Below are 18,707 nucleotides of genomic sequence, written 5' to 3'. Positions count from 1 at the left end.
ATATTGCCACCGAATCGGGCGGTGCGACGGGGGCCGGCAATGTCTGCTGACAGCGCGTGGCAGGAAGTGCGCGCGACCGCCGCGGCCCGCTCCGTGTGCCGGCTCAGTCGCGCGAACCCGGATCGATCGACAGCGTGCGCAACTGGCCGCGCAACTGGTCGACTTCGCCCGGCGCGAACGCCCGCTCGATCTCGGCATGCGTGCGCTGCCACAGCGGAAACGCTTCGGCCAGCAGGCCGTGCCCGGCCGGCGTCAGTTCGAGCAGGCGGCTGCGCCGGTCGTCCGGATCCTGCGCGATCGCGACGAGGCCGCGCCGCTCGAGCGGCTTGAGCGCCGCGGTGAGCGTGGTGCGATCCATCGCGAGCAGCGACGCGACCGATTTCATCGGGGCCGGTTGCGGCCGATTCAACGACATCAGCAGCGAAAACTGGCCGTTGGTGAGATCCAGCGGGCGCAGCACATCGTCGAAGATGCGCGCCAGATTGCGCGCCGCGCGCTGCATGTGCAGGCACAGGCAGCAATCGCGCACCATCAGCGTCGTTTCGAAGGGAAGCTTTTCTTTTCGTGCCATGTTGCAATTGTGTTGATATCAACCTATCTTGTCAAGGTCGAGGCGCGGCAACCCGCTGCGTCCGTCATCGGAGGAGAAGGCATGAGTGCGCAACAACAGGTGTATCTCGCCGTATTTCTCGGGAGCCAGGACAGCCCGGCGATGAAGGCATGGCTCGCGCTGCCCGAGGAAGAGCGGCGCACGCGCGAGCGCGACGGCATCGCCGCATGGCATGCGTGGGTCGAGCGCCATCGCGACGCGATCGTCGAGCTGGGCGGGCCGCTCGGCAAGACCAAGACCATCGACGCAGGCGGCATCCGCGACACGGTCAATGCGCTGACCGGCTTTACCGTCGTGCGGGCCGCGTCGCACGGCGCGGCCGCCGCGCTGTTCGAAGGTCATCCGCATTTCACGCTGTTCCCGGGCGTGTCGGTCGACGTGATGCCGGTGCTGGCGATTCCCGGCGCGTGAGCGACGCGTGATGCCGGGCGCTGCGTGTCGCCCGGTTCGATGCGCGTGGCCCGGATACGGGCTTTTTTCCGACGTTCTGGATGGAGATTGGCGATGAAGCTTTACGGATTTGCCGGCACCCGCTCGCAACGGGCGCTGTGGGGGCTGAAGGAACTGGATGCGGATTTCGAATTCGTGTCGGTCAACCTGCTCGAGGGCGAGCACAAGCGGCCCGAATTCCTGCGCCTCAATCCGGCCGGCAAGGTGCCCGTGCTGGTGGACGGCGACCTCGTGATTCCCGAATCGGCCGCGATCGTGCTGTATCTCGCGGACAAATACCCGGAGAAGGCGCTGCTGCCCGTCGATCCGGTGCTGCGGGCGCAGGCCTATCGGTGGATCATGTTCGCGGTGACGGAGCTCGAGCAGCCGCTGTGGCGGATCACGCGGCATACGTTCCTCTATCCGCCGGAGAAGCGCTCGCCGGCCGATATCGAACTGGCGCGCGAGGATTTCGCCACGATGGCCGTCATTCTCGACAAGCATCTCGAAGGGCGCGAGTTCATCGTCGGCGATACGCTGACGGTGGCCGATTGCGTGACGGCCTACCTGATCGACTGGGCGAACGAATGCCACCTGATCGAACCGTTCCCGCAATTGCGCGCGTATCTCGAACGGCTGTATGCGCGGCCGAAGGCGCCGCAGCGGATCGCGGAGGCGAGGAAGGCGGCGTGAAACGGGTGGCGGGTCATGCGCCGTATCGGCATGACCTGCCGCATTCGCCTACGATCGCGACACCGTATCGGGCCCGCCAAGCGCACGGCACAGCATCGCCAGGTCGCGCAGCGTGAGATGCGGCGTCGCCGGATGCCGAGGCGCCCGTTCTCCTTCGGCCCGAGGCTCGCGCACGACCCATGCGGCTTGAAGCCCCGCATTCAACGCGCCGACGATATCGAGGTGGAAGTCGTCGCCGACATGCAGCAATTCGGCCGGACGTACGTCGAGTGCGTCCGCCGCCGCATGGAAGATCTCGGGTGCCGGCTTGGCGAAGCCGAAGGCACGCGCGCTGAGCGTCGTGCGGAAGAACTCGCCGCCGCCGGTCAGCCGGAGATCCGCGTTGCCGTTGGTGACCGCGATCAACGGAAAGCGGGCACTCAACCATGCCAACGCCGGCAGCGCGTCTTCGTAGAATTCGACGCGGTTGCGCGCTGCGTAGAAGACGTCGTAAGCACGGTCGGTCAGCGAGACGTCTTCGTTCGCGCGTTCCAGCGCGAGCCGGATCGACCCGATTCTCATCGCACGATAGTCGCTGGCGAGCTCCGGACATGAACGTTCGTATTCCTCACGTAGCGCACTGAGTGCCTGTTGCGTCGGCAGCACGCTCGCGGTATTGGGCGCGTGCTCGATCAGCCATGCGCGAAGCGTCGCCTCGGCCCGGACGACGGACGGCCCGAACGGCCACAGGGTGTCGTCGAGGTCGAACGAGAGGGCGGAAACTTTGGCGAGACGCATGGCGGCGGAAAGCGGGAAGTCGTTTTACCAGGGCCACGGAACGGAGGTTCCGGTGCCGTTGTCGAGGGCGTGCCGGTACAGGAGGCGCGCGACGGTCAGGTCCTGAAGCGCGAGCCCGGTCATGTCGAAGACGGTGATCTCGTGCGCGGCACGGTCGACCGATGTCGCACCCGCGAGGATGTCACCGATCTCCATACGCGGCAAATCGGGCGCCCACTGGCACTCGCCGATGCTGCGCGCCTGGTCGTGATCGTCCACGACAATGCGCGCGCGTTCCAGCACGCCTGCCGGAAGTTCGCGCTTGCCCGCGGTATCGGCGCCCACGCAGGTCAGGTGGGTGCCCGGCTGAAGCGCATCCGCGTCGAACAACGCGCCGCCGCCGGGCGTGGCCGTGATTACCACGTCGCTATTGGCGACCGCCTCGTTCCGGTCGCCAGCGACGCCGATCTCGCACCGTTCGACGAAGTGCGATTCGAACGCCGGATCCGGCTCGCCACTGACGTTCACGTACTGCACCGTGCACCGCTGCGGCAGCAGCCTGAGCGCGTAGTCGAGCTGCACGCGCGCCTGCACGCCGGTGCCGAACACGCAGATCCGCGTGCTGTCGCGGCGCGCGAGCAATTGCAGCCCGAGGCCGCCCGCGGCGCCGGTCCGCGCGGTGGTGATCGCGTTGCCGTCCATGATGCACAGCGGCCTGCCCGTCGCGGGATCGAACAGCGCGACGGTGGCCTGATGCGGCTCGCCGCCGCGTGCCCGGTTGTCCGGCCAGAACCCGGCGGCCTTGAAGCCGAGCAGATCCTGACCGGCGACGTCGCCCGACTTGATGCCGAACACACCGCCGGTATGCAGCTTCTCGCGCACCACCGGGAATACGCGTCCGGCCCTTTGACTGTGCAGCACGAAGGCTTCGCGGACGGCCGCCAGCACTTGCCCGGCCTGCAGGGCGGGCTCGACGGCGTCGCGGTCGAGGAGAAGGAGGCGGGCGTCGGTCGGCATGGTCGCGGAGTTGTTCGGCACGAGACGTATCGAGAATGTTTAAATTCTGTCCAGAGTTGGACGAATAGTCAATGCGCGGATGACGCGGCATGGACGCCGGACTTCGCTCACCAGCCGTAGAAGCGCGGCCACGTCTGCGCGTCGCCGTCGTCGCCGATGGCCTGGTATTCGGGATGTTGCGCGCCGGTGGCGCACGCGTGATTCGGCAGGATGCGCAGGCGCGTGCCGATCGGAAACCGCTGCGCGATACCGGTATCCGGCGCGCCCGCGCGCGACACGATCCCGTGTTCCTGGTTGGCGGCGCTCATCAGGTAGTCGCCGAGCACTTCGCCGGCTTCGGTGCAGATCTGCCCGTAGCCGAAATCGCGCGCCTGGCGTTGCGTGCCTCGGTCGCGGCTCATCGCCATCCAGCCCGCGTCGACGATCGCCCAGCCTTTCTCTTCCTGGTGGCCGATGACGGTGGTCAGCACCGACAGCGCGATGTCCGACAGTTCGCACACGCCGATGTTGTGCATCACGAGGTCGAACATCACGTACACGCCGGCGCGCACTTCGGTCACGCCGTCGAGCCGTTGCGCCGCCAGCGCGGTGGGCGTCGATCCGATACTCACGACCGGGCACGGCAAGCCGGCCGCCCTCAGGCGCTCCGCGGCCCGCACGGTGCGGCTGCGCTCCTGCTCGGCGATCGCGACCAGCGCCTCGTGCGTGTCGTATTCGTAGCTGGAGCCCGCGTGCGCGAGCACGCCGCCGAGCAGCATGCCGCCGTCGGTCAGCGCGCGGCCGACGTCGATCAGCAGGTCGGCTTCGGGCGGGATGCCCGAGCGGTGGCCGTCGACGTCGACCTCGATCCACACGTCGAAACGTTCGCCGTGCTCGCGCCCGAAGGCGGCGATTGCGTGCGCGGCCGGCAGGCTGTCGGCGACGATCTTCAGGTCGCAGCCCTGCCGGCGCAGGGCAAGCGCCTGGCCGAGCCTGGCGGGCACCATGCCGACCGCATAGACGATGTCGCGGATGCCGTCGGCGAAGAACTGCTCGGCTTCCTTGAGCGTCGACACCGTGATGCCTTGCGCGCCCGCCGCGAGCTGCGCGTCGACGACGTGCCGGCATTTGGTGGTCTTGACGTGCGGTCGGAACCGGACGCCGAGTGCGTCCAGATGCACCTGCATGCGCGCGATGTTGCGACGCATGCGGCCGACATCGATCAATGCGGCCGGGGTATTGAGCGTGTGAAGGTCCACGGTGGGTCCGATTGCGAGGTTGCCGAAGCGGACACTGTAGGGCAGTTGGCTCGCATCGTGCTTAATGCAGGACTAATCCGTCATTAAGCCGGATTTAATGGATCGAATCTCGCGGATCGCGCCCCCGGCTCACGCCTTGCCGCGCCACGGCGGCGGATCGAGAAACCGCCGCGCGGCGTCGAGAAACACGCGCTGCCGCGCGGAGCGGCCGGTGCGCGACGGCAACAGCGCCGTCACCGGCGCGGGCGGCAAGCGCCAGCCGGGCAGCAACCGGACGAGCTTGCCGTTCGCGAGCAGCGGGGCGACGTCCCACTCGGAGCGTTCGACGATGCCGAGCCCGGCGAGCGCCCATTCGGTGATGACGGTGCCGTCGTTGGACGACAGCGCGCCGGTGACGCGGATGACGGCGGAGCGTCGCGATTCGCCCTTGACGCTGCTGCCGGGCGAGAAGCGCCAGCGCGGGATGTCTTCGTCGTTCTCGCGCAGGCACAGGCAGTCGTATCGTGCCAGGTCGGACGGATGGTTCAGATCCTCGATGCGGCGCGCGTACGCGGGGCTCGCACACAGAAAGCGCTCGTTGGGCGCGAGCGGATAGCCGATCCACGACGACGACTTGAGGCTGCCGACATGGACGACCACGTCGGCCCCCGCCGCGCTGGTCAATGGGCTTTCCGACAGGTGGAGCGAGATGTCGAGTTTCGGATGCGCACGGTGCAGGTCGCGCACGATCCGGGCGACGTACTTGCGGCCGAAGCCGAGCGGGGCGACGACGCGCAGCGTGCCCTGCACGTCGCCGTGGTCGCCCGCGATGCCGACCGGCAGCGCCTCCACGCGCTCGAGAATGCCGACGGCTTCCTGGTACAGCCGCTGCCCTTCGTCGGTCAGTGCGATGCCTTTCGGCTGCCGCACGGCGAGCCTGGCGGACAGGCGTGCCTCCATCCGCTGCAGGCGAATCGTGACCGCGGGCGGCGTGAGATCGAGCAACCGGGCGGCGGCGGCGAGGGAGCGCGACATGCCGATCGCGCGGACGAGTCGAAGGTCGTCGAGGTCGAGCATTTCATGGCTCTTGATGCGGATGATGGCGAGCATTAAACCGCACATCGCGAGGCGAAGCCATCGACGTGGCGCCGGGCGGCGCCGACGAGGATGGCGGGAACGCGTCGCTGCCAGCCTGTGGTGGCTCAACGGACACGAAACGCGTCTGATCTCGCTGGAGGAGTGCAGTGTGGAGCGGACGCGCAGCCGGCGGTGGACGCCGCGCCGCGCGCGTCGTGACGCCTGCTGCCCCCGCCTATGCGTCCAGCCCGAAAATCAGCGACCGGTGTACGCCCACGCCGGCCGCCACGCCGGATGCCGATGCGAAGGTCGCATTGGTCATCAGGCTCGACGCGTCGCCGGCCGCATACACGCCGGCGACGCTCGTCTGCTTCCACGTATCGACGCGGATCGCGGGGCCGAGCGGCCCTTCGTCGAACGCGCAGCCGAGCTGCTGTGCGAGGTCGCTCGCCATGGTTGTGCGCGCGCCGATGAACAGCGCGTCGATCGGCACGACCTGCCCGTCGGCGAGCCGCAGCGCGTCGATACGCGGCGCATCGCCGAGGATCTCGACGACCGGCGAGCGCTCGATGCGCACGCCGCGCGCGGCGAGCAACGCGGCTTCTGCTTCATTCGCTTCGACCACGCCCTGCGTGAACCATGTCGTCGGGCCCCAGTCCGGAATCAGGATCGCCTGATGGACCGACAGCGGATGCGAGGCGAGCACGCCGAGCCGCTGGCCGCCGACCTCGTACCCGTGGCAGTACGGACAGTGCAGCACGCTGATGCCCCAGCGTTCGGCGAGCCCGGGCAGCGCCGGCAGTTCGTCGCGGATGCCGGTCGCGAGAATCAGCCGGTCGGCGCTCGCGTGGCGGCCGTCGGCCAGCGTCACGTCGAAGCGCCCGTCCGTGTTGCGTTCGGCGGTGCGGACCTCGCCGTCGATACGCTGCACGGTTGGATACGCGGCGAGTTGCGCGCTCGCTTCGGCGACGATCTGCGCGGGCGGCTTGCCGTCCTGCCCGAAGAAGCCATGCGCGTGTTCGGCAAAGCGGTTGCGCGGCCGGCCGGCGTCGATCACGAGCACGCGGCGGCGTGCCCGCGCCAGTTGCATCGCGGCCGACAACCCGGCAAAGCTGCCGCCGATCACGATCACTTCATGATGGGAATGCATGCATCGACTCCTTTCTGAACCTGCGTGAATGACCACGTGCTCCGCTGGCGGACAACTCATGAAACACGAGAAGTTGCATGATAGGGCGATGGTATCATTCATGCAACTTCAGAAGTTTCGAGAAAAGGGAGTCCCGCCCGTGAGAACCGACAGCCGTTTGTCGCGCATGCTGCATGCGCTGATCCACATGGACCAGGCCGACGGCCCGCTGACGTCGGAGACGATCGCGACGATGCTGTGCACGAACCCGGTCGTCGTGCGGCGGCTGCTCGGCGGGCTGCGCGATTGCGGGTACGTGCAGTCGGAGAAGGGGCACGGCGGCGGCTGGGCGCTGAGCGTCGCGCTCGACGACATCACGCTGCTCGACGTCTATCGCGCGGTGGGCGAACCGCCGCTGTTTTCCGACCTGGTGTCCGAGGATGCGCCCGAGTGCCTGGTCGAGCAGGCCGTCAACGCGCATCTGTCGGCGACGCTGAAGGAGGCCGAAGCCTCGCTGCTCGCGCGCTTCGGCGAAGTCACGCTCGGCATGCTGTCGCGCGATTTCGAAGCGAAGGCGGCCCGGCGGCGCAAGCCGCGCTGACGCGTCGCAGCATCGCGCTCGGGCGCACCCGACCGGCGATCCGGCGCGACCGAAACCGCCGCGCCGCGGTGTTCTGTCCCCCGACTTCTGCCCGGTTCGCCCGCCACAGGGCAAAATACGGGTTTTCCGCACCCGCGAGGGCGCGTTCGAATCACGCGCCGGGCGGCGGCAGTGCGCATTCCGCACGCTGCGGCCGGGCGCCCAGGCAAGATCGCTCGCCGTGCTGCGAGCCCACAGGAGTCCAGACCCCATGCCCGAATCCAACCTGTCCTTCTTCGGCCGGCTGTCGCTGGCCGTCGGCACGTTCTTCTCCGTGCTCGGCAACCGCGAGTTCGCGGCCGAAGTGCTGCGCGTGCGCGACGGCGTTCCGGCGGCGGCGCCGGTTGCCCCGGCCCCGGCAGCACCAGCACCCGCTGCTGCGCCGGCACCGGCCGCGGCGCCCGTGAAGGCGCCGGCCCCCGAGCTGCGCGAAGCGAGCCCGCAGGCTGCCCTGCAACTGCTCGGCCTGCTGCAACGCGATGCACGCTTCATCGATTTCGTCGAGGAAGACATCGCCGGCTACGCGGACGCCGACATCGGCGCCGCCGCGCGCCTCGTGCACGACGGCTGCCGCGCCGCGCTGCGCGAACACTTCACGATCGTGCCGGTGCGCGACGAAGCCGAAGGCAGCCGTGTGACGCTGCCGGCCGGCTTCGACGCGACGGCCGTACGCGTGACCGGCAACGTGGTCGGCTCCGCGCCGTTCACCGGCACCGTCAGCCATCGCGGCTGGCGCGTGTCCGACGTGCGCCTGCCGAAGCTGACGGGCAGCCACGACGCATCGGTGATCGCACCGGCGGAGGTGGAACTGTGAGCGATCCGCGCTATTCGATCGGTATCGACCTCGGGACGACCCATTGCGCGCTGTCGTACGTCGACAGCAGCACGAGCGACGGCGAAAAGATCGTGCAGCAGGTGCTGCCGATCGCGCAGCTCACCGCGCCCGGCGCGCTGGAATCGCGCGACCTGCTGCCGTCGTTCCTCTACCTGCCGCATGAAAGCGAACTGACGCAGGGCGACCTGACGCTGCCGTGGACGGCCTCGCGCGGCTTCGCGGTCGGCGAAATGGCGCGCACGCGCGGCGCCGGCACGCCGATCCGCCTCGTGTCGAGCGCGAAGAGCTGGCTGTGCCACCCGGGCGTCGACCGTCGCGCGGCGATCCTGCCGAGCGATGCGCCGCCGGAAGTCGCGCGCGTATCGCCGCTGGAAAGCTCGATCCGCTACCTGACGCACCTGCGCGAGGCGTGGGACCACGCACACCCCGACGCGCCGTTCGCCGACCAGGACGTGACGGTCACGATCCCCGCATCGTTCGATCCGGCCGCGCGCGAACTGACGGCGGAAGCCGCGCGGGCCGCCGGCTATTCGCGGATGACGCTGCTGGAAGAGCCGCAAGCGGCGCTCTACAGCTGGATCCAGAAGAGCGAGGGCGGCTGGCGCAAGCAGGTGCAGGTCGGCGACCTGATCCTGTGCGTCGACGTCGGCGGCGGCACGACCGACCTGTCGCTGATCGCGGTAGTCGAGCGCGACGGCAACCTCGAACTGCATCGCGTGGCCGTCGGCGAGCACATCCTGCTCGGCGGCGACAACATGGACCTCGCGCTCGCGCACGTGGTCGCGCGCAAGCTCGCGCAGCAGGGCACGCAGGCCGATCCGTGGCAACTGCGCGCGCTGACCTACGCGTGCCGCTCGGCCAAGGAAACGCTGCTGTCCGACCCGACCACCGATGCGGTGCCGCTCGTCGTGCCGAGCCGCGGCTCGAAGCTGATCGGCGGCTCGATCCGCACCGAGCTGACGCGCGCGGAACTCACGCAGACGATCCTCGAAGGCTTCTTCCCGCAAGTCGATGCCGCCGCGCGCCCGGTGAGCCGCGCGCGCGTCGGCCTGACGCAGCTCGGCCTGCCGTATGCGCAGGACGCCGGCATCACGCGCCATCTCGCGGCGTTCCTCGGCCGCCAGGTCGCGGCGCTCGACACGCTCGAAGGCGTGCAGCGCACGCTGCCGCCCGGCGCGACGTTCCTGCATCCGACCGCCGTGCTGTTCAACGGCGGCGTGTTCAAGTCGACGCTGCTCACGCAGCGCGTGCTCGACACGCTCAACGGCTGGCTCGCCGCCGAAGGCGCGCCGCCCGCGCGCCTGCTCGAAGGCGCCGATCTCGATCTCGCGGTTGCGCGCGGCGCGGCGTATTACGGCTACGTGAAGCGCGGCCGCGGCGTGCGCATTCGCGGCGGCACGGCGCGCGCATACTACGTCGCGATCGAATCGGCGATGCCCGCGGTGCCGGGGCTCGAACCGCCGGTGCAGGCGCTGTGCGTCGCGCCGTTCGGGATGGAGGAAGGCTCGGACGCGGCGCTGCCGCCGCAGGAGTTCGGCCTCGTCGTCGGCGAGCCGGTGCAGTTCCGCTTCTTCGGTTCGTCGGTGCGCCGCCAGGATCAGGTCGGCACGCTGCTCGACTACTGGTCGCCGGAAGAGCTGCAGGAACTGGAAGAAATCCAGGCGACGCTGCCCGCCGAAGGGCGTACGGTCGGCGAAGTCGTGCCGGTGAAGCTGCATGCGCGCGTGACCGAAGCCGGCACGCTCGAACTCGAGGCGATCCCGAGCGGCACGAACGAGCGCTGGAAGGTCGAGTTCGACGTGCGCGGCGCCGCCTGAGCGCGATGAAGCGTTATACGGTCGGCATCGACCTCGGCACGAGCAACACCGTCGTCGCATACGTCGAGGCCGGTTCCGACGCGATCCGCGTGTTCGACGTCGAGCAACTGGTCGGGCCGGGCGCGGTGGCCGCGCAGCCGCTGTTGCCGTCGGTGCGCTATCACCCGGCGGCGGGCGAGTTGCCGCCGGACGCGCTGCGCTTGCCGTGGCAGGCGGCTGGCGCGCGCGGCGCGCTCGCCCATTCGGGGGGCGGCCGTGACGGCGGGGCGGCCGGTCGTGACGGCGGGGCGGACGACGCGCCGCCGGCCGTGATCGGCCGCTACGCGCGCACGCTCGGCGCGCAGGTGCCGGGCCGGCTCGTGTCGAGCGCGAAGAGCTGGCTGTCGCACGCGGCGGTCGACCGGCTCGCGGCGATCCTGCCGTGGGGCGCGGCCGACGGCGTCGACAAGGTGTCGCCGGTCGATGCGAGCGCGAGCTATCTCGCGCATGTGCGCGACGCGTGGGACGCGCACTTTCCCGATGCGCCGCTCGCGGAGCAGGACGTGATCCTGACGGTGCCCGCGTCGTTCGACGACGGCGCGCGCGCGTTGACCGTCGAGGCCGCGCGACGCGCGAAGCTGCCGGCGCTGCGATTGCTGGAAGAGCCGCAGGCCGCGTTCTACGACTGGCTGTACGGTCAGCGCGACACGTTGCGCGAGACGTTCGCCGTCGCGCGGCGCGTGCTGATCTGCGACGTCGGCGGCGGCACGACCGACCTCACGCTCGTCGACGTCGCGCCGGGCGGCGACGGAGAGCCGACCTTCACGCGCGTCGGCGTCGGCAATCACCTGATGCTCGGCGGCGACAACATGGACCTCGCGCTCGCGCGCCTGGTCGAGACGCGGCTGACCGAGCCTGGTACGCGGCTGTCGGCCGCGAGCCTGTCGCAACTCGTCGAGCGCTGCCGCGCGGCCAAGGAGCGGCTGCTCGGCGACGAGGCGCCGGCGTCCGTCACCGTCACGCTGCTCGGTGCGGGCAGCAAGCTCGTCGGCGGCGCGCGCTCGGCCGAGCTGACACGGCAGGAAGTCGAGCAGATCGTCGTCGACGGGTTCTTTCCGCAGGTCGATGCCGGCGAACTGCCGCGCCGTGCGCGCGCGGCGATCGTCGAATTCGGCTTGCCGTATGCGAGCGACGCGGCCGTCACGCGCCACGTCGCCGCGTTCCTGAAGCGTCATGCGCAAGGCCCGCTGCCGGACACGCTGCTGCTCAACGGCGGCGTGTTCCGTGCGCGCGCGCTCGCCGGCCGTCTCGCGCAGACACTCGGCGCGTGGCGCGGCGCGCCGCTCGACGTACTGCACAACGCGCATCCCGATGTGGCCGTCGCGCGCGGCGCGGTGGCCTACGGACTCGCGCGTGCCGGCCATGCGCCGCGTATCGGCGGCGGCTCCGCGCGCAGCTATTTCCTCGTGCTCGACGATGGTGCGGACGATTCGGCCGCACGCGGCGTCTGCCTGTTGCCGCGCGGCGCGGAGGAGGGCCGCGAGATCCGGCTCGACGATCGCACGTTCGCGCTGCAGCTCGGGCAGCCGGTGCGTTTTCACCTCGTGTCGACGGTGGCCGACACGCAATATCGACCCGGCGATCTCGTCGATCTCGACGGCGGCGATTTCGTGCGGCTGCCGCCGATCGCGACGGTCGTCGATGCGAAGGCGGGCAGCGACGCGCGCGAGACGCCGGTGAAGCTCACTGCGTCGCTGACCGAGGTCGGCACGCTCGAAATGCATTGCATCGCGACTGACGACGCGGCGCGCCGCTGGCGGCTCGAATTCCAGTTGCGCGGCGATGCGCCGGTTCACGGCGACGATGCCGCGGCCACGCGGCATCCGCGTCTCGACCAGGCGATCGCGCTGATCGAGCGCTCGTTCGGCAGCAAGGCCGCGGGCGTGACGCCGAAGGACACGCGCCGGTTGCGCACGCAACTCGAACAGGTGCTCGGCGCGCGCGAAGACTGGGACGTCGCGCTCGCACGCGAACTGTTCGACGCTTTGCTTGCGCGGGCGCGGCGGCGGCGTCGCTCGGCCGATCACGAGCGCGCCTGGCTGAATCTTGCCGGGTATTGCCTGCGTCCGGGTTTCGGCCATCCGCTCGATGCGTGGCGCATCGAGCAGCTATGGCCGCTGTTCGACGACGGCATTCAATACGTGACCGACGCCCAGGTGTGGTCCGAGTGGTGGACGCTGTGGCGGCGCGTGGCCGGCGGCCTCGACGACGATGCGCAAGCGCAGGTGCGCGACGCGATCGCGTTCCTCGAACCGTCCGACGACAAGCGGCGCAAGCTGCCGTTCGATCCGGCCAAGGTCGGGCCGGCCGACATGACGCGGCTGTCCGCGTCGCTCGAACGGCTGCCCGTCGAGCGCAAGGTCGAGCTCGCCGAGCGCCTGATCGCGCAATTGCAGAAGCCGGCCGAACGGGCGTTGTGTGCGTGGGCGCTCGGGCGGATCGGAGCAAGGCGGCCGTTCTACGGCAGCGCGCATGGCGTCGTGCCGCCGGAAATCGTCATCGGCTGGCTCGATGCGCTGTTCGCGCTCGACTGGAAGCAGGTCGAGCCCGTGGCGTTCGCAGCGGCACAGATTGCGCGGATGACGGGCGACCGCTCGCGCGACCTGCCGGACGACACGCGCGAAGCCGTCATCAAGCGCCTGTCGGCCGCGAATGCGTCGGCGGCGTGGATCGACATGGTTCGTGAAGCGATCGCGTTCGACGAAGCCGATACGGTGCGCGTGTTCGGCGAGACGCTGCCGGCGGGGTTGAAGCTGCTGGCCGATTGAAAACAGGACAGGATACTTCGATCTCGTTTGGATACCGAAGTATCCTGTCGAGCGTCGAGCTCATCGCGCTGCTGCGCGACAACGCGCGACTGCCCGTCGTCGCGTTGGCGAAGGCATTGCGCGTGGCGCGTGCGACCGTGCAGAGCCGGCTGACGCGGCTGGAGAAGAACGGCGTGATCGTCGGCTATACGGTGCGGCTCAAGCCGGCGGCCGAACGGCACCGGATCCGCGCGCTGATGTCGATCGCGGTGCAGGGCAATCGCGGCGCGGAAGTGGTGAAGGTGCTGCGCGGGCATCCGAACGTCGCGTCGATCCACAGCACCAACGGCCGCTGGGATCTCGTCGCCGAACTGCATGCCGATTCGCTCGAGCACTTCGATCGCGTGCTCGGCGCGATCCGGTTGATCGACGGGATCGCGAATACCGAGACGAGCATTTTGTTGTCGACGCACAAGGCGTGACGCGGCCCTGGCCCGCGCCACGTCCTTCCGTGCGCTCAAGCATCGGCCTCCGATGCCGGGAACACCGGCTCGCCGAGCGTAAGCATCAACCGGTTCGCCCACGCGAAGATCGCGATGGCGTGCGACAGGTCGAGAATCTCCTCGTGCGTCAACCCTTCGGCTTCGAGCGCCGCGATGTCGTGCTCGCCGATCGCGTCGGGCCGTTCGGTCAACGCGATCGCATAGCGGACGATCGCGCGTTCGCGCGCCGTCGTGCCGGCCGTCGCCGGATCGTCGAACACCTGTTCGATCGCATCGGTGCGTTTCGCGAGCTGCGCGAAGCGCTGCGCATGCACCGACGCGCAGTACACGCAGCCGTTCACGCGCGATACGGCCGTGCTCGCCAGTTCGCGCTCCGCGCGCGACAGCCCGCCGGAGCCGTACATGATCGCGTTGAACACGCCCGAGCGGTGCCGCAGGATGTCGGGAAGATGGACGAGCAACAGGTAATAGTCGGACGTTTTCGCTTGCGGGTGGCTCGCTTCGAGCACCGCGAGCTGATCGGGCGTCGCCGCGTCGAGCGGCACCGTGTCGAGCCAGGCGCGCCAGCCGAGCGTATCGGACGTGAAGCCGTGGGCGGCAGTCGTCATGCGGCCTCCTTCGCGGCACGTGCCTGAAGTGCCTGCGCGGCAGCAGCGACGCGCAACTGATACGCGACGAACGCGACGAGCTGCGACAGCGCGACGATCGCGGGCGTCGTGAGTCCGGCCGACTTCAACGCGTCGAGATCGGATGCGCGCGCGTTGGCCGGGGCGTGCGTCAGGCGTTTCGCGTGCAAGAGGGTTGCGCCGAGGCGTCGAGGTAGCGCGTCGAACGCATCGGCATCCGCCCGGTCGATGTCGTCGAGCGTACCGCCCGCGTCGAGCAGCCGGGTGCGATAGAGGTCGGCCAGCGCGTGCGCATTCGACTGCCGCGCGACATACCGTGCCGCATGCAGCCGCTCGATCAGCGAAAGATCGGGCAACGCGGGATCGAACAGCGCGGCTTCGCTCAGTTGCGTCGGCAGCAGCACCTTGTCGCGGGCGCGGCGCAGCGTGGCGACGGCGTCGTTTTCCCGCAGGCCGGCTGCCGCGTCGATCGTATCCGGCACGGCGGCCGGCGTGATGGAGTCAGTCATCGTTTCGGTTTTCCTTCGTCGTCAAAGTGATCGAGGGCGTCGGCGTCGCGCCATTCGTCGCCCTGCAACTCCGCATTCGCGTAGGCGACGAGCGCGTCGTAGTGGCGGTCGCGATCGGCATCGAACAACTGACTCGCGATGCCGCGTGCCAGCCGCTGCGCGCCCGCGCTGATGGCCGGGATATCGCCGGACAGCTTGCCGTGGCTCAGGCTCGCCGCATGGTTGAAGCAATGGATTCGCGTGACGGCCGGGCAGGCACCGCGCTCGCGCTCTTGGAACGCGAACGCGGGGCCGAGATCGGGCGACTCGGCGAGCTCGTCGAGCCACAGCGCCGGTTCCGGTCGATAGCGATCCTTCCAGCGCCGCACGTGTGCGCCGAACGACGCGAATTCCTCGCGCGTCGTCCAGTCCGAATGAAAGCCCGTCGCGAAGATCAGGAAGTCGACCGTGTAGCGGCCGCGCGATGTCGTCATTTCCAGCCCGTCCGCATGGTCGGCGAGCGTTTCGATCGGGCTGCCCGCATGGAAATGCGCATGGCCGTGGCGCGACACGCGCAGCACGCTGTCGCGCGGCGGCGGCGTTTGCGACGTCAGCGCGTAGTGCATGAAGCGCCACTTCGTCGCGTCGTCGAGATCCGCGTAGCCGTGCACGAGCCCCGGGCTGCCGATGCCCGTCAGCTTGTTGATGCGCGGAATTTCCGCGCGGCGGAAGAACAGGTCGACGCGGGCGGCGCCGGCTTCGAGCGCGGTGCCCGCGTTGTCGAACGCGGACGCGCCCGCGCCGACCACGCCGACGCGCTTGCCCGCGAGCGCGGCGAAGTCGATCGGCTCGGACGAATGGGCCCAGCGCGTGCGCGGCACGCGTTGCGCGACGGGCGGCACGTACGGACCGCCGAGCCCGTCGCGGCCGGTCGCGAGCACGACGTGGCGCGCGAGCAGCGTCTGCGCTTCGCCGTTGCCGCGCACGTCGAGCGCGAGCAGCCCATCGTCGCGCGGGCGCAGCGCGACGAGCGTCGTGTCGTTGCGTACCTGCAGGTCGAGCACGCGCCGATACCAGCGCAGGTAGTCCATCCATTGCGGGCGCGGGATCTTGTAGAGCGCGTCCCATGCGTCGCGGCCGTATTGCGCTTCGTACCATGCGCGGAACGTCAGCGCTGGCAGGCCGAGCGCGGGGCCCGCGAGCTGCTTCGGCGAACGCAGCGTCTCCATCCGCGCGAAGGTCAGCCATGGGCCTTCGTAACCGGCCGGCGCGCGGTCGATCACGCACTGGTTGTCGATGCCGAGCAGGCGCAGCTCGGCGGAGGCCGCAAGCCCGGCCATGCCGCCGCCGACGATTGCGACGTCGAGCACGCGCGCGCCGTCCGCTTCGCGCGGCGGCACCCACGACGGCGCGGGCAGGTCGAGCCAGCGCAGGTCCTGCGCGAGCCGCGCTTCGAGTGCGTCGAGCTGGGTCGTCATGCGGCCTCCGGGCGCACGCGGCGGGTACGTGTCGGGCGAGGCGGGCGAGGCGGGCGCGTTGCGCGATCGGTGCGCAGCCGGTCGCCGCGCAGCAGCGCGTCGTGCGCGGCGGCGTCGTGAAAGATCACGTCGTCGAGCAGCGCGCGCGTCGTGCGATGCAGCGCGTCGAGCAGCGCATCGACGGCCGCCGTGCGCGCCTTGCCGGCCGGTGTTGCGACGCCGAATGCGAACGGGATGTCGACGTCGAGCGGGCGTGCGACGACGCCGTCGACCGGCAGCGCGACGCCCGTGGCCGGATCGACGATGCCGATCCCGATGCCCGCGCGCGCGGCCATGACCGCATTCAGCGACGCATTGGTTTCGATGAATACGCGCGCATCGACGCGCGCGGCGGCGAACGCCGCGTCGATCCGCTGGCGCAACCGGTGGCGATTCGCGACCGTCACGATGCGGCGCCGCGCGAGGTCGCGCAGCATGACGCGCGGCTTTGCCGCGAGCGGGTCGCCGGCGGGCAGCACGGCAACGCACGGTGTCTGCGCGATCCACTGCACGTCGAGCCCGGCATGCGCCATCGGCAGCGTGAGCACGCCGACATCGGCCGTGCCGGCCAGCACCTCGTGCACGACATGCTCGGCCGATTCGCTGCGCAACTGATAGTGCGGCGCATGCGCACCGTCGGGCAGCGCGGCGAGCGCGGCCGGGACGAGCGTGGCCGCGAGCGACGGCGTGGCCGCGATGCGTACGGGTTCGGCGGTTTCGTCGCCGAGCGCGCGCGCCCGCGCCTCGATCGCGCGCAGGCCGACCAGCGAGCGTTCGACTTCCTCGTACAGCAGGAACGCGCGTCGCGTCGGCGTGACGCGCGGGCCATGCCGGTCGAACAGCGCGTAGCCGAGATCGGCTTCGAGTTCCTGGATCTGCCGCGTGACGGCCGGTTGCGAGCGACCGAGCAGTTCGCCCGCGCCGGTCACGCTGCCGGCCGACATGACCGCGGAAAAGGCTTCGAGTTGATGCAGCTCCATGTCGCGTTCCGATGATGCAATTTGCGCATTGTAGGAGTGCGAGCATGCGCGATTCATATAATGATTTTTGCTATCGACAGCGGGAAAACTGCGAAGCGCGCGACTGTCGCGGCGGCCGGTCGTGTGCGCATGCGCGCCGGTTGCACGGGGGTGACGAGAACGAAACGTCAATCGAATCAACGCGATGCGGTGGGTGTCCGCACGTCGCTCGACGCGCGACGGATAGACGGCCGTTCACGAGCGTCGCCTGCTTCGCGCCGCGTGCGATATCGATATGCGCAAAACTTCGTTGGATCGTCCTGAACCGGATGGTTACATGCCCTCACTCTTTTCGACGGACTGAAGTTGGGGGACGCATGAACGTTTCGGGGAACGACGCGCGCGGCGCATGGCGACGCGTGCTGGGCACGGTGGCGGCGCTCGCTGCGGCATGGGGCTTGTCGACGGGCGGCGCGCTCGCGGCCGGCGTATCGGGCGAGCCGGTGGTGATCGGCGTGAGCGGCCCGCTCACGGGCCAGGACGCGCAATACGGCGAGCAGTGGAAGCGCGGTTTCGATCTCGCGCTCGACGAGATCAACGGCAGCGGCGGCATTCACGGCCGGCCGCTCGCGATCGACTTCCAGGACAGTCGCAGCGACCCGCGCCAGGCGGTGGCGATCGCGCAGAAGTTCGTCGCCGATCCGCGCATCGCGGTCGAGCTCGGCGATTTCTCGAGCGCGACGTCGATGGCTGCGTCGCCGATCTACCAGCGCGGCCAGTTGGTGCAGTTCGGCTTCACGAATTCGCATCCGGATTTCACGAAGGGCGGCGATTATCTGTGGAGCACCGCGCTGAGCCAGGCCGAGGAGCAGCCGCTGCTCGCACGCTACGCGGTGAAGGAGCTCGGTTTCAAGCGGATCGCGGTGCTGTACCTGAATACCGACTGGGGCCGCACCAGCAAGGACATCTTTGCGAAGGCGGTGACCGGGCTCGGCGCGCAGGTCGTCGCGGCCGAAGGCTACCAGCCGGCGGAGAAGGATTTCCGCTCGACGCTCGTGCGGATCGGCGCCTCGAAGCCCGATTCGATCGTGCTGATCTCGTACTACGCGGACGGCGCGCAGATCGTGCGCCAGGCGCGCACGTCGGGCATCGTGCTGCCGATCGCGGCGGTGGGCTCCGTGTATTCGCCGAAGTTCCTCGAACTGGGCGGCACGGCCGTCGACGGCGTCTATACGGAATCGAACTTCTTTCCGGCCGAACCGCGCCCCGAGGTGCAGGCATTCGTGCAGCGCTATCGTGCGAAATTCCACGCGGATCCCGATTCGTTCGTGGCGCGTGCCTACGATGCGCTGATCCTGTCGGCGGAAGTGCTGCGCCGCTACGGTACGACGCGCCAGGCCGCGCACGACGGCTTCGCGAAGGTCAGCGACGTGCCGAGCGTGATCTTCGGCAAGGTGCGCTTCGATCCGCAGACGCGCCGCGTCGCGGGCGCGCGCACCGTGTATCTGGTCGTGAAGCAGGGGCAGTGGGCGCTGTGGGACGGCGCGAAGCCGCAGCTCGCGGCGCGCTGAACCCGACATGAACCTCCTGCACCTGACGGACGCATCG

Annotated in this window: 18 protein-coding genes; 8 read left to right on the top strand and 10 right to left on the bottom strand. The window is 69.6% G+C overall.

Annotated features, from left to right (window positions below; all coding sequences use genetic code 11):
• Positions 1–103: 103 nt before the first annotated feature.
• Complete coding sequence (locus tag WS89_RS26570) at positions 104–571, bottom strand: MarR family winged helix-turn-helix transcriptional regulator (RefSeq protein ID WP_059504302.1); 468 nt, start codon at positions 569–571, stop codon at positions 104–106.
• Between the two features lie 81 nt (positions 572–652).
• Here WS89_RS26570 and WS89_RS26565 point away from each other — a divergent pair, with 81 nt between their 5' ends.
• The gene (locus WS89_RS26565) at positions 653–1,021 is read left to right on the top strand and encodes a hypothetical protein (RefSeq protein ID WP_059794762.1); all 369 of its coding nucleotides are present in this window, start codon (positions 653–655) and stop codon (positions 1,019–1,021) included.
• 93 nt (positions 1,022–1,114) lie between these two features.
• On the top strand, positions 1,115–1,732 hold the full coding sequence (locus WS89_RS26560; RefSeq protein WP_059794759.1) for a glutathione S-transferase family protein: 618 nt from the start codon (positions 1,115–1,117) through the stop codon (positions 1,730–1,732).
• A 48-nt stretch (positions 1,733–1,780) separates the two neighbouring features.
• On the opposite strand, the gene WS89_RS26555 is transcribed toward WS89_RS26560, so the two are convergent.
• The 5 genes from WS89_RS26555 to WS89_RS26535 all read right to left on the bottom strand — a co-directional run bounded on the left by WS89_RS26555 (position 1,781) and on the right by WS89_RS26535 (position 6,949).
• Positions 1,781–2,509: an HAD family hydrolase gene (locus WS89_RS26555; RefSeq protein WP_059504296.1), complete on the bottom strand. Its 729-nt coding sequence runs from the start codon at positions 2,507–2,509 to the stop codon at positions 1,781–1,783.
• Between the two features lie 24 nt (positions 2,510–2,533).
• On the bottom strand, positions 2,534–3,505 hold the full coding sequence (locus tag WS89_RS26550) for an ornithine cyclodeaminase family protein (RefSeq protein WP_059795084.1): 972 nt from the start codon (positions 3,503–3,505) through the stop codon (positions 2,534–2,536).
• Between the two features lie 107 nt (positions 3,506–3,612).
• Entirely contained in the window at positions 3,613–4,743 is a 1,131-nt protein-coding gene (locus WS89_RS26545) for a DSD1 family PLP-dependent enzyme (protein WP_059794756.1), read from the bottom strand.
• Between the two features lie 129 nt (positions 4,744–4,872).
• Positions 4,873–5,832: a LysR substrate-binding domain-containing protein gene (locus WS89_RS26540; RefSeq protein WP_059794752.1), complete on the bottom strand. Its 960-nt coding sequence runs from the start codon at positions 5,830–5,832 to the stop codon at positions 4,873–4,875.
• 202 nt (positions 5,833–6,034) lie between these two features.
• The gene (locus WS89_RS26535) at positions 6,035–6,949 is read right to left on the bottom strand and encodes an NAD(P)/FAD-dependent oxidoreductase (RefSeq protein ID WP_059794750.1); all 915 of its coding nucleotides are present in this window, start codon (positions 6,947–6,949) and stop codon (positions 6,035–6,037) included.
• A 139-nt stretch (positions 6,950–7,088) separates the two neighbouring features.
• Here WS89_RS26535 and WS89_RS26530 point away from each other — a divergent pair, with 139 nt between their 5' ends.
• The 5 genes from WS89_RS26530 to WS89_RS26510 all read left to right on the top strand — a co-directional run bounded on the left by WS89_RS26530 (position 7,089) and on the right by WS89_RS26510 (position 13,488).
• Positions 7,089–7,529: an RrF2 family transcriptional regulator gene (locus WS89_RS26530; protein WP_059504286.1), complete on the top strand. Its 441-nt coding sequence runs from the start codon at positions 7,089–7,091 to the stop codon at positions 7,527–7,529.
• Between the two features lie 250 nt (positions 7,530–7,779).
• Positions 7,780–8,382, top strand: coding sequence for a DUF2760 domain-containing protein (locus WS89_RS26525; RefSeq protein WP_059794747.1), 603 nt, complete (start codon positions 7,780–7,782; stop codon positions 8,380–8,382).
• Positions 8,379–10,220 carry an Hsp70 family protein gene (locus WS89_RS26520; RefSeq protein WP_059504282.1) on the top strand — a complete coding sequence of 614 codons (1,842 nt, stop codon included), beginning with the start codon at positions 8,379–8,381 and terminating at the stop codon, positions 10,218–10,220. Before WS89_RS26525 ends, WS89_RS26520 begins: the two co-directional genes overlap by 4 nt.
• Positions 10,221–10,225: 5 nt before the next feature.
• Entirely contained in the window at positions 10,226–13,027 is a 2,802-nt protein-coding gene (locus tag WS89_RS26515; protein ID WP_059794745.1) for an Hsp70 family protein, read from the top strand.
• Between the two features lie 41 nt (positions 13,028–13,068).
• Positions 13,069–13,488 (top strand): Lrp/AsnC family transcriptional regulator, encoded by a 420-nt coding sequence (locus WS89_RS26510; RefSeq protein ID WP_059795081.1) that lies wholly within the window; start codon positions 13,069–13,071, stop codon positions 13,486–13,488.
• 35 nt (positions 13,489–13,523) lie between these two features.
• On the opposite strand, the gene WS89_RS26505 is transcribed toward WS89_RS26510, so the two are convergent.
• The 4 genes from WS89_RS26505 to WS89_RS26490 are packed head-to-tail and all read right to left on the bottom strand — an operon-like array spanning position 13,524 to position 17,120.
• Positions 13,524–14,117, bottom strand: a complete 594-nt coding sequence (locus WS89_RS26505) for a peroxidase-related enzyme (RefSeq protein WP_059794742.1) — start codon at positions 14,115–14,117, stop codon at positions 13,524–13,526.
• On the bottom strand, positions 14,114–14,644 hold the full coding sequence (locus tag WS89_RS26500; protein WP_059794740.1) for a CMD domain-containing protein: 531 nt from the start codon (positions 14,642–14,644) through the stop codon (positions 14,114–14,116). The genes WS89_RS26505 and WS89_RS26500 overlap by 4 nt, the downstream gene beginning before the upstream one ends.
• Positions 14,641–16,101 carry an NAD(P)-binding domain-containing protein gene (locus WS89_RS26495; protein WP_059794737.1) on the bottom strand — a complete coding sequence of 487 codons (1,461 nt, stop codon included), beginning with the start codon at positions 16,099–16,101 and terminating at the stop codon, positions 14,641–14,643. Before WS89_RS26495 ends, WS89_RS26500 begins: the two co-directional genes overlap by 4 nt.
• Complete coding sequence (locus WS89_RS26490; protein ID WP_059794734.1) at positions 16,098–17,120, bottom strand: LysR family transcriptional regulator; 1,023 nt, start codon at positions 17,118–17,120, stop codon at positions 16,098–16,100. Before WS89_RS26490 ends, WS89_RS26495 begins: the two co-directional genes overlap by 4 nt.
• A gap of 356 nt (positions 17,121–17,476) precedes the next feature.
• Between WS89_RS26490 and WS89_RS26485 the strand changes: the two genes are divergently transcribed.
• On the top strand, positions 17,477–18,670 hold the full coding sequence (locus WS89_RS26485) for an ABC transporter substrate-binding protein (protein WP_059504268.1): 1,194 nt from the start codon (positions 17,477–17,479) through the stop codon (positions 18,668–18,670).
• Positions 18,671–18,707 lie beyond the last annotated feature (37 nt).

The organism is Burkholderia sp. MSMB1072 (genome assembly GCF_001524725.1).
Taxonomy (GTDB): Bacteria; Pseudomonadota; Gammaproteobacteria; order Burkholderiales; family Burkholderiaceae; genus Burkholderia.
Note: the sequence above shows the minus strand (reverse complement) of the source record. Positions and strands in the feature narration are given on the sequence as shown.

Bases quoted from the DNA above. Each gene is read 5' to 3' on its own strand.
- WS89_RS26570 (WP_059504302.1), bottom strand. From the start codon at position 571: ATGGCACGAAAAGAAAAGCTTCCCTTCGAAACGACGCTGATGGTGCGC.
- WS89_RS26565 (WP_059794762.1), top strand. From the start codon at position 653: ATGAGTGCGCAACAACAGGTGTATCTCGCCGTATTTCTCGGGAGCCAG.
- WS89_RS26560 (WP_059794759.1), top strand. From the start codon at position 1,115: ATGAAGCTTTACGGATTTGCCGGCACCCGCTCGCAACGGGCGCTGTGG.
- WS89_RS26555 (WP_059504296.1), bottom strand. From the start codon at position 2,509: ATGCGTCTCGCCAAAGTTTCCGCCCTCTCGTTCGACCTCGACGACACC.
- WS89_RS26550 (WP_059795084.1), bottom strand. From the start codon at position 3,505: ATGCCGACCGACGCCCGCCTCCTTCTCCTCGACCGCGACGCCGTCGAG.
- WS89_RS26540 (WP_059794752.1), bottom strand. From the start codon at position 5,832: ATGCTCGCCATCATCCGCATCAAGAGCCATGAAATGCTCGACCTCGAC.
- WS89_RS26535 (WP_059794750.1), bottom strand. From the start codon at position 6,949: ATGCATTCCCATCATGAAGTGATCGTGATCGGCGGCAGCTTTGCCGGG.
- WS89_RS26525 (WP_059794747.1), top strand. From the start codon at position 7,780: ATGCCCGAATCCAACCTGTCCTTCTTCGGCCGGCTGTCGCTGGCCGTC.
- WS89_RS26515 (WP_059794745.1), top strand. From the start codon at position 10,226: ATGAAGCGTTATACGGTCGGCATCGACCTCGGCACGAGCAACACCGTC.
- WS89_RS26505 (WP_059794742.1), bottom strand. From the start codon at position 14,117: ATGACGACTGCCGCCCACGGCTTCACGTCCGATACGCTCGGCTGGCGC.
- WS89_RS26500 (WP_059794740.1), bottom strand. From the start codon at position 14,644: ATGACTGACTCCATCACGCCGGCCGCCGTGCCGGATACGATCGACGCG.
- WS89_RS26495 (WP_059794737.1), bottom strand. From the start codon at position 16,101: ATGACGACCCAGCTCGACGCACTCGAAGCGCGGCTCGCGCAGGACCTG.
- WS89_RS26490 (WP_059794734.1), bottom strand. From the start codon at position 17,120: ATGGAGCTGCATCAACTCGAAGCCTTTTCCGCGGTCATGTCGGCCGGC.
- WS89_RS26485 (WP_059504268.1), top strand. From the start codon at position 17,477: ATGAACGTTTCGGGGAACGACGCGCGCGGCGCATGGCGACGCGTGCTG.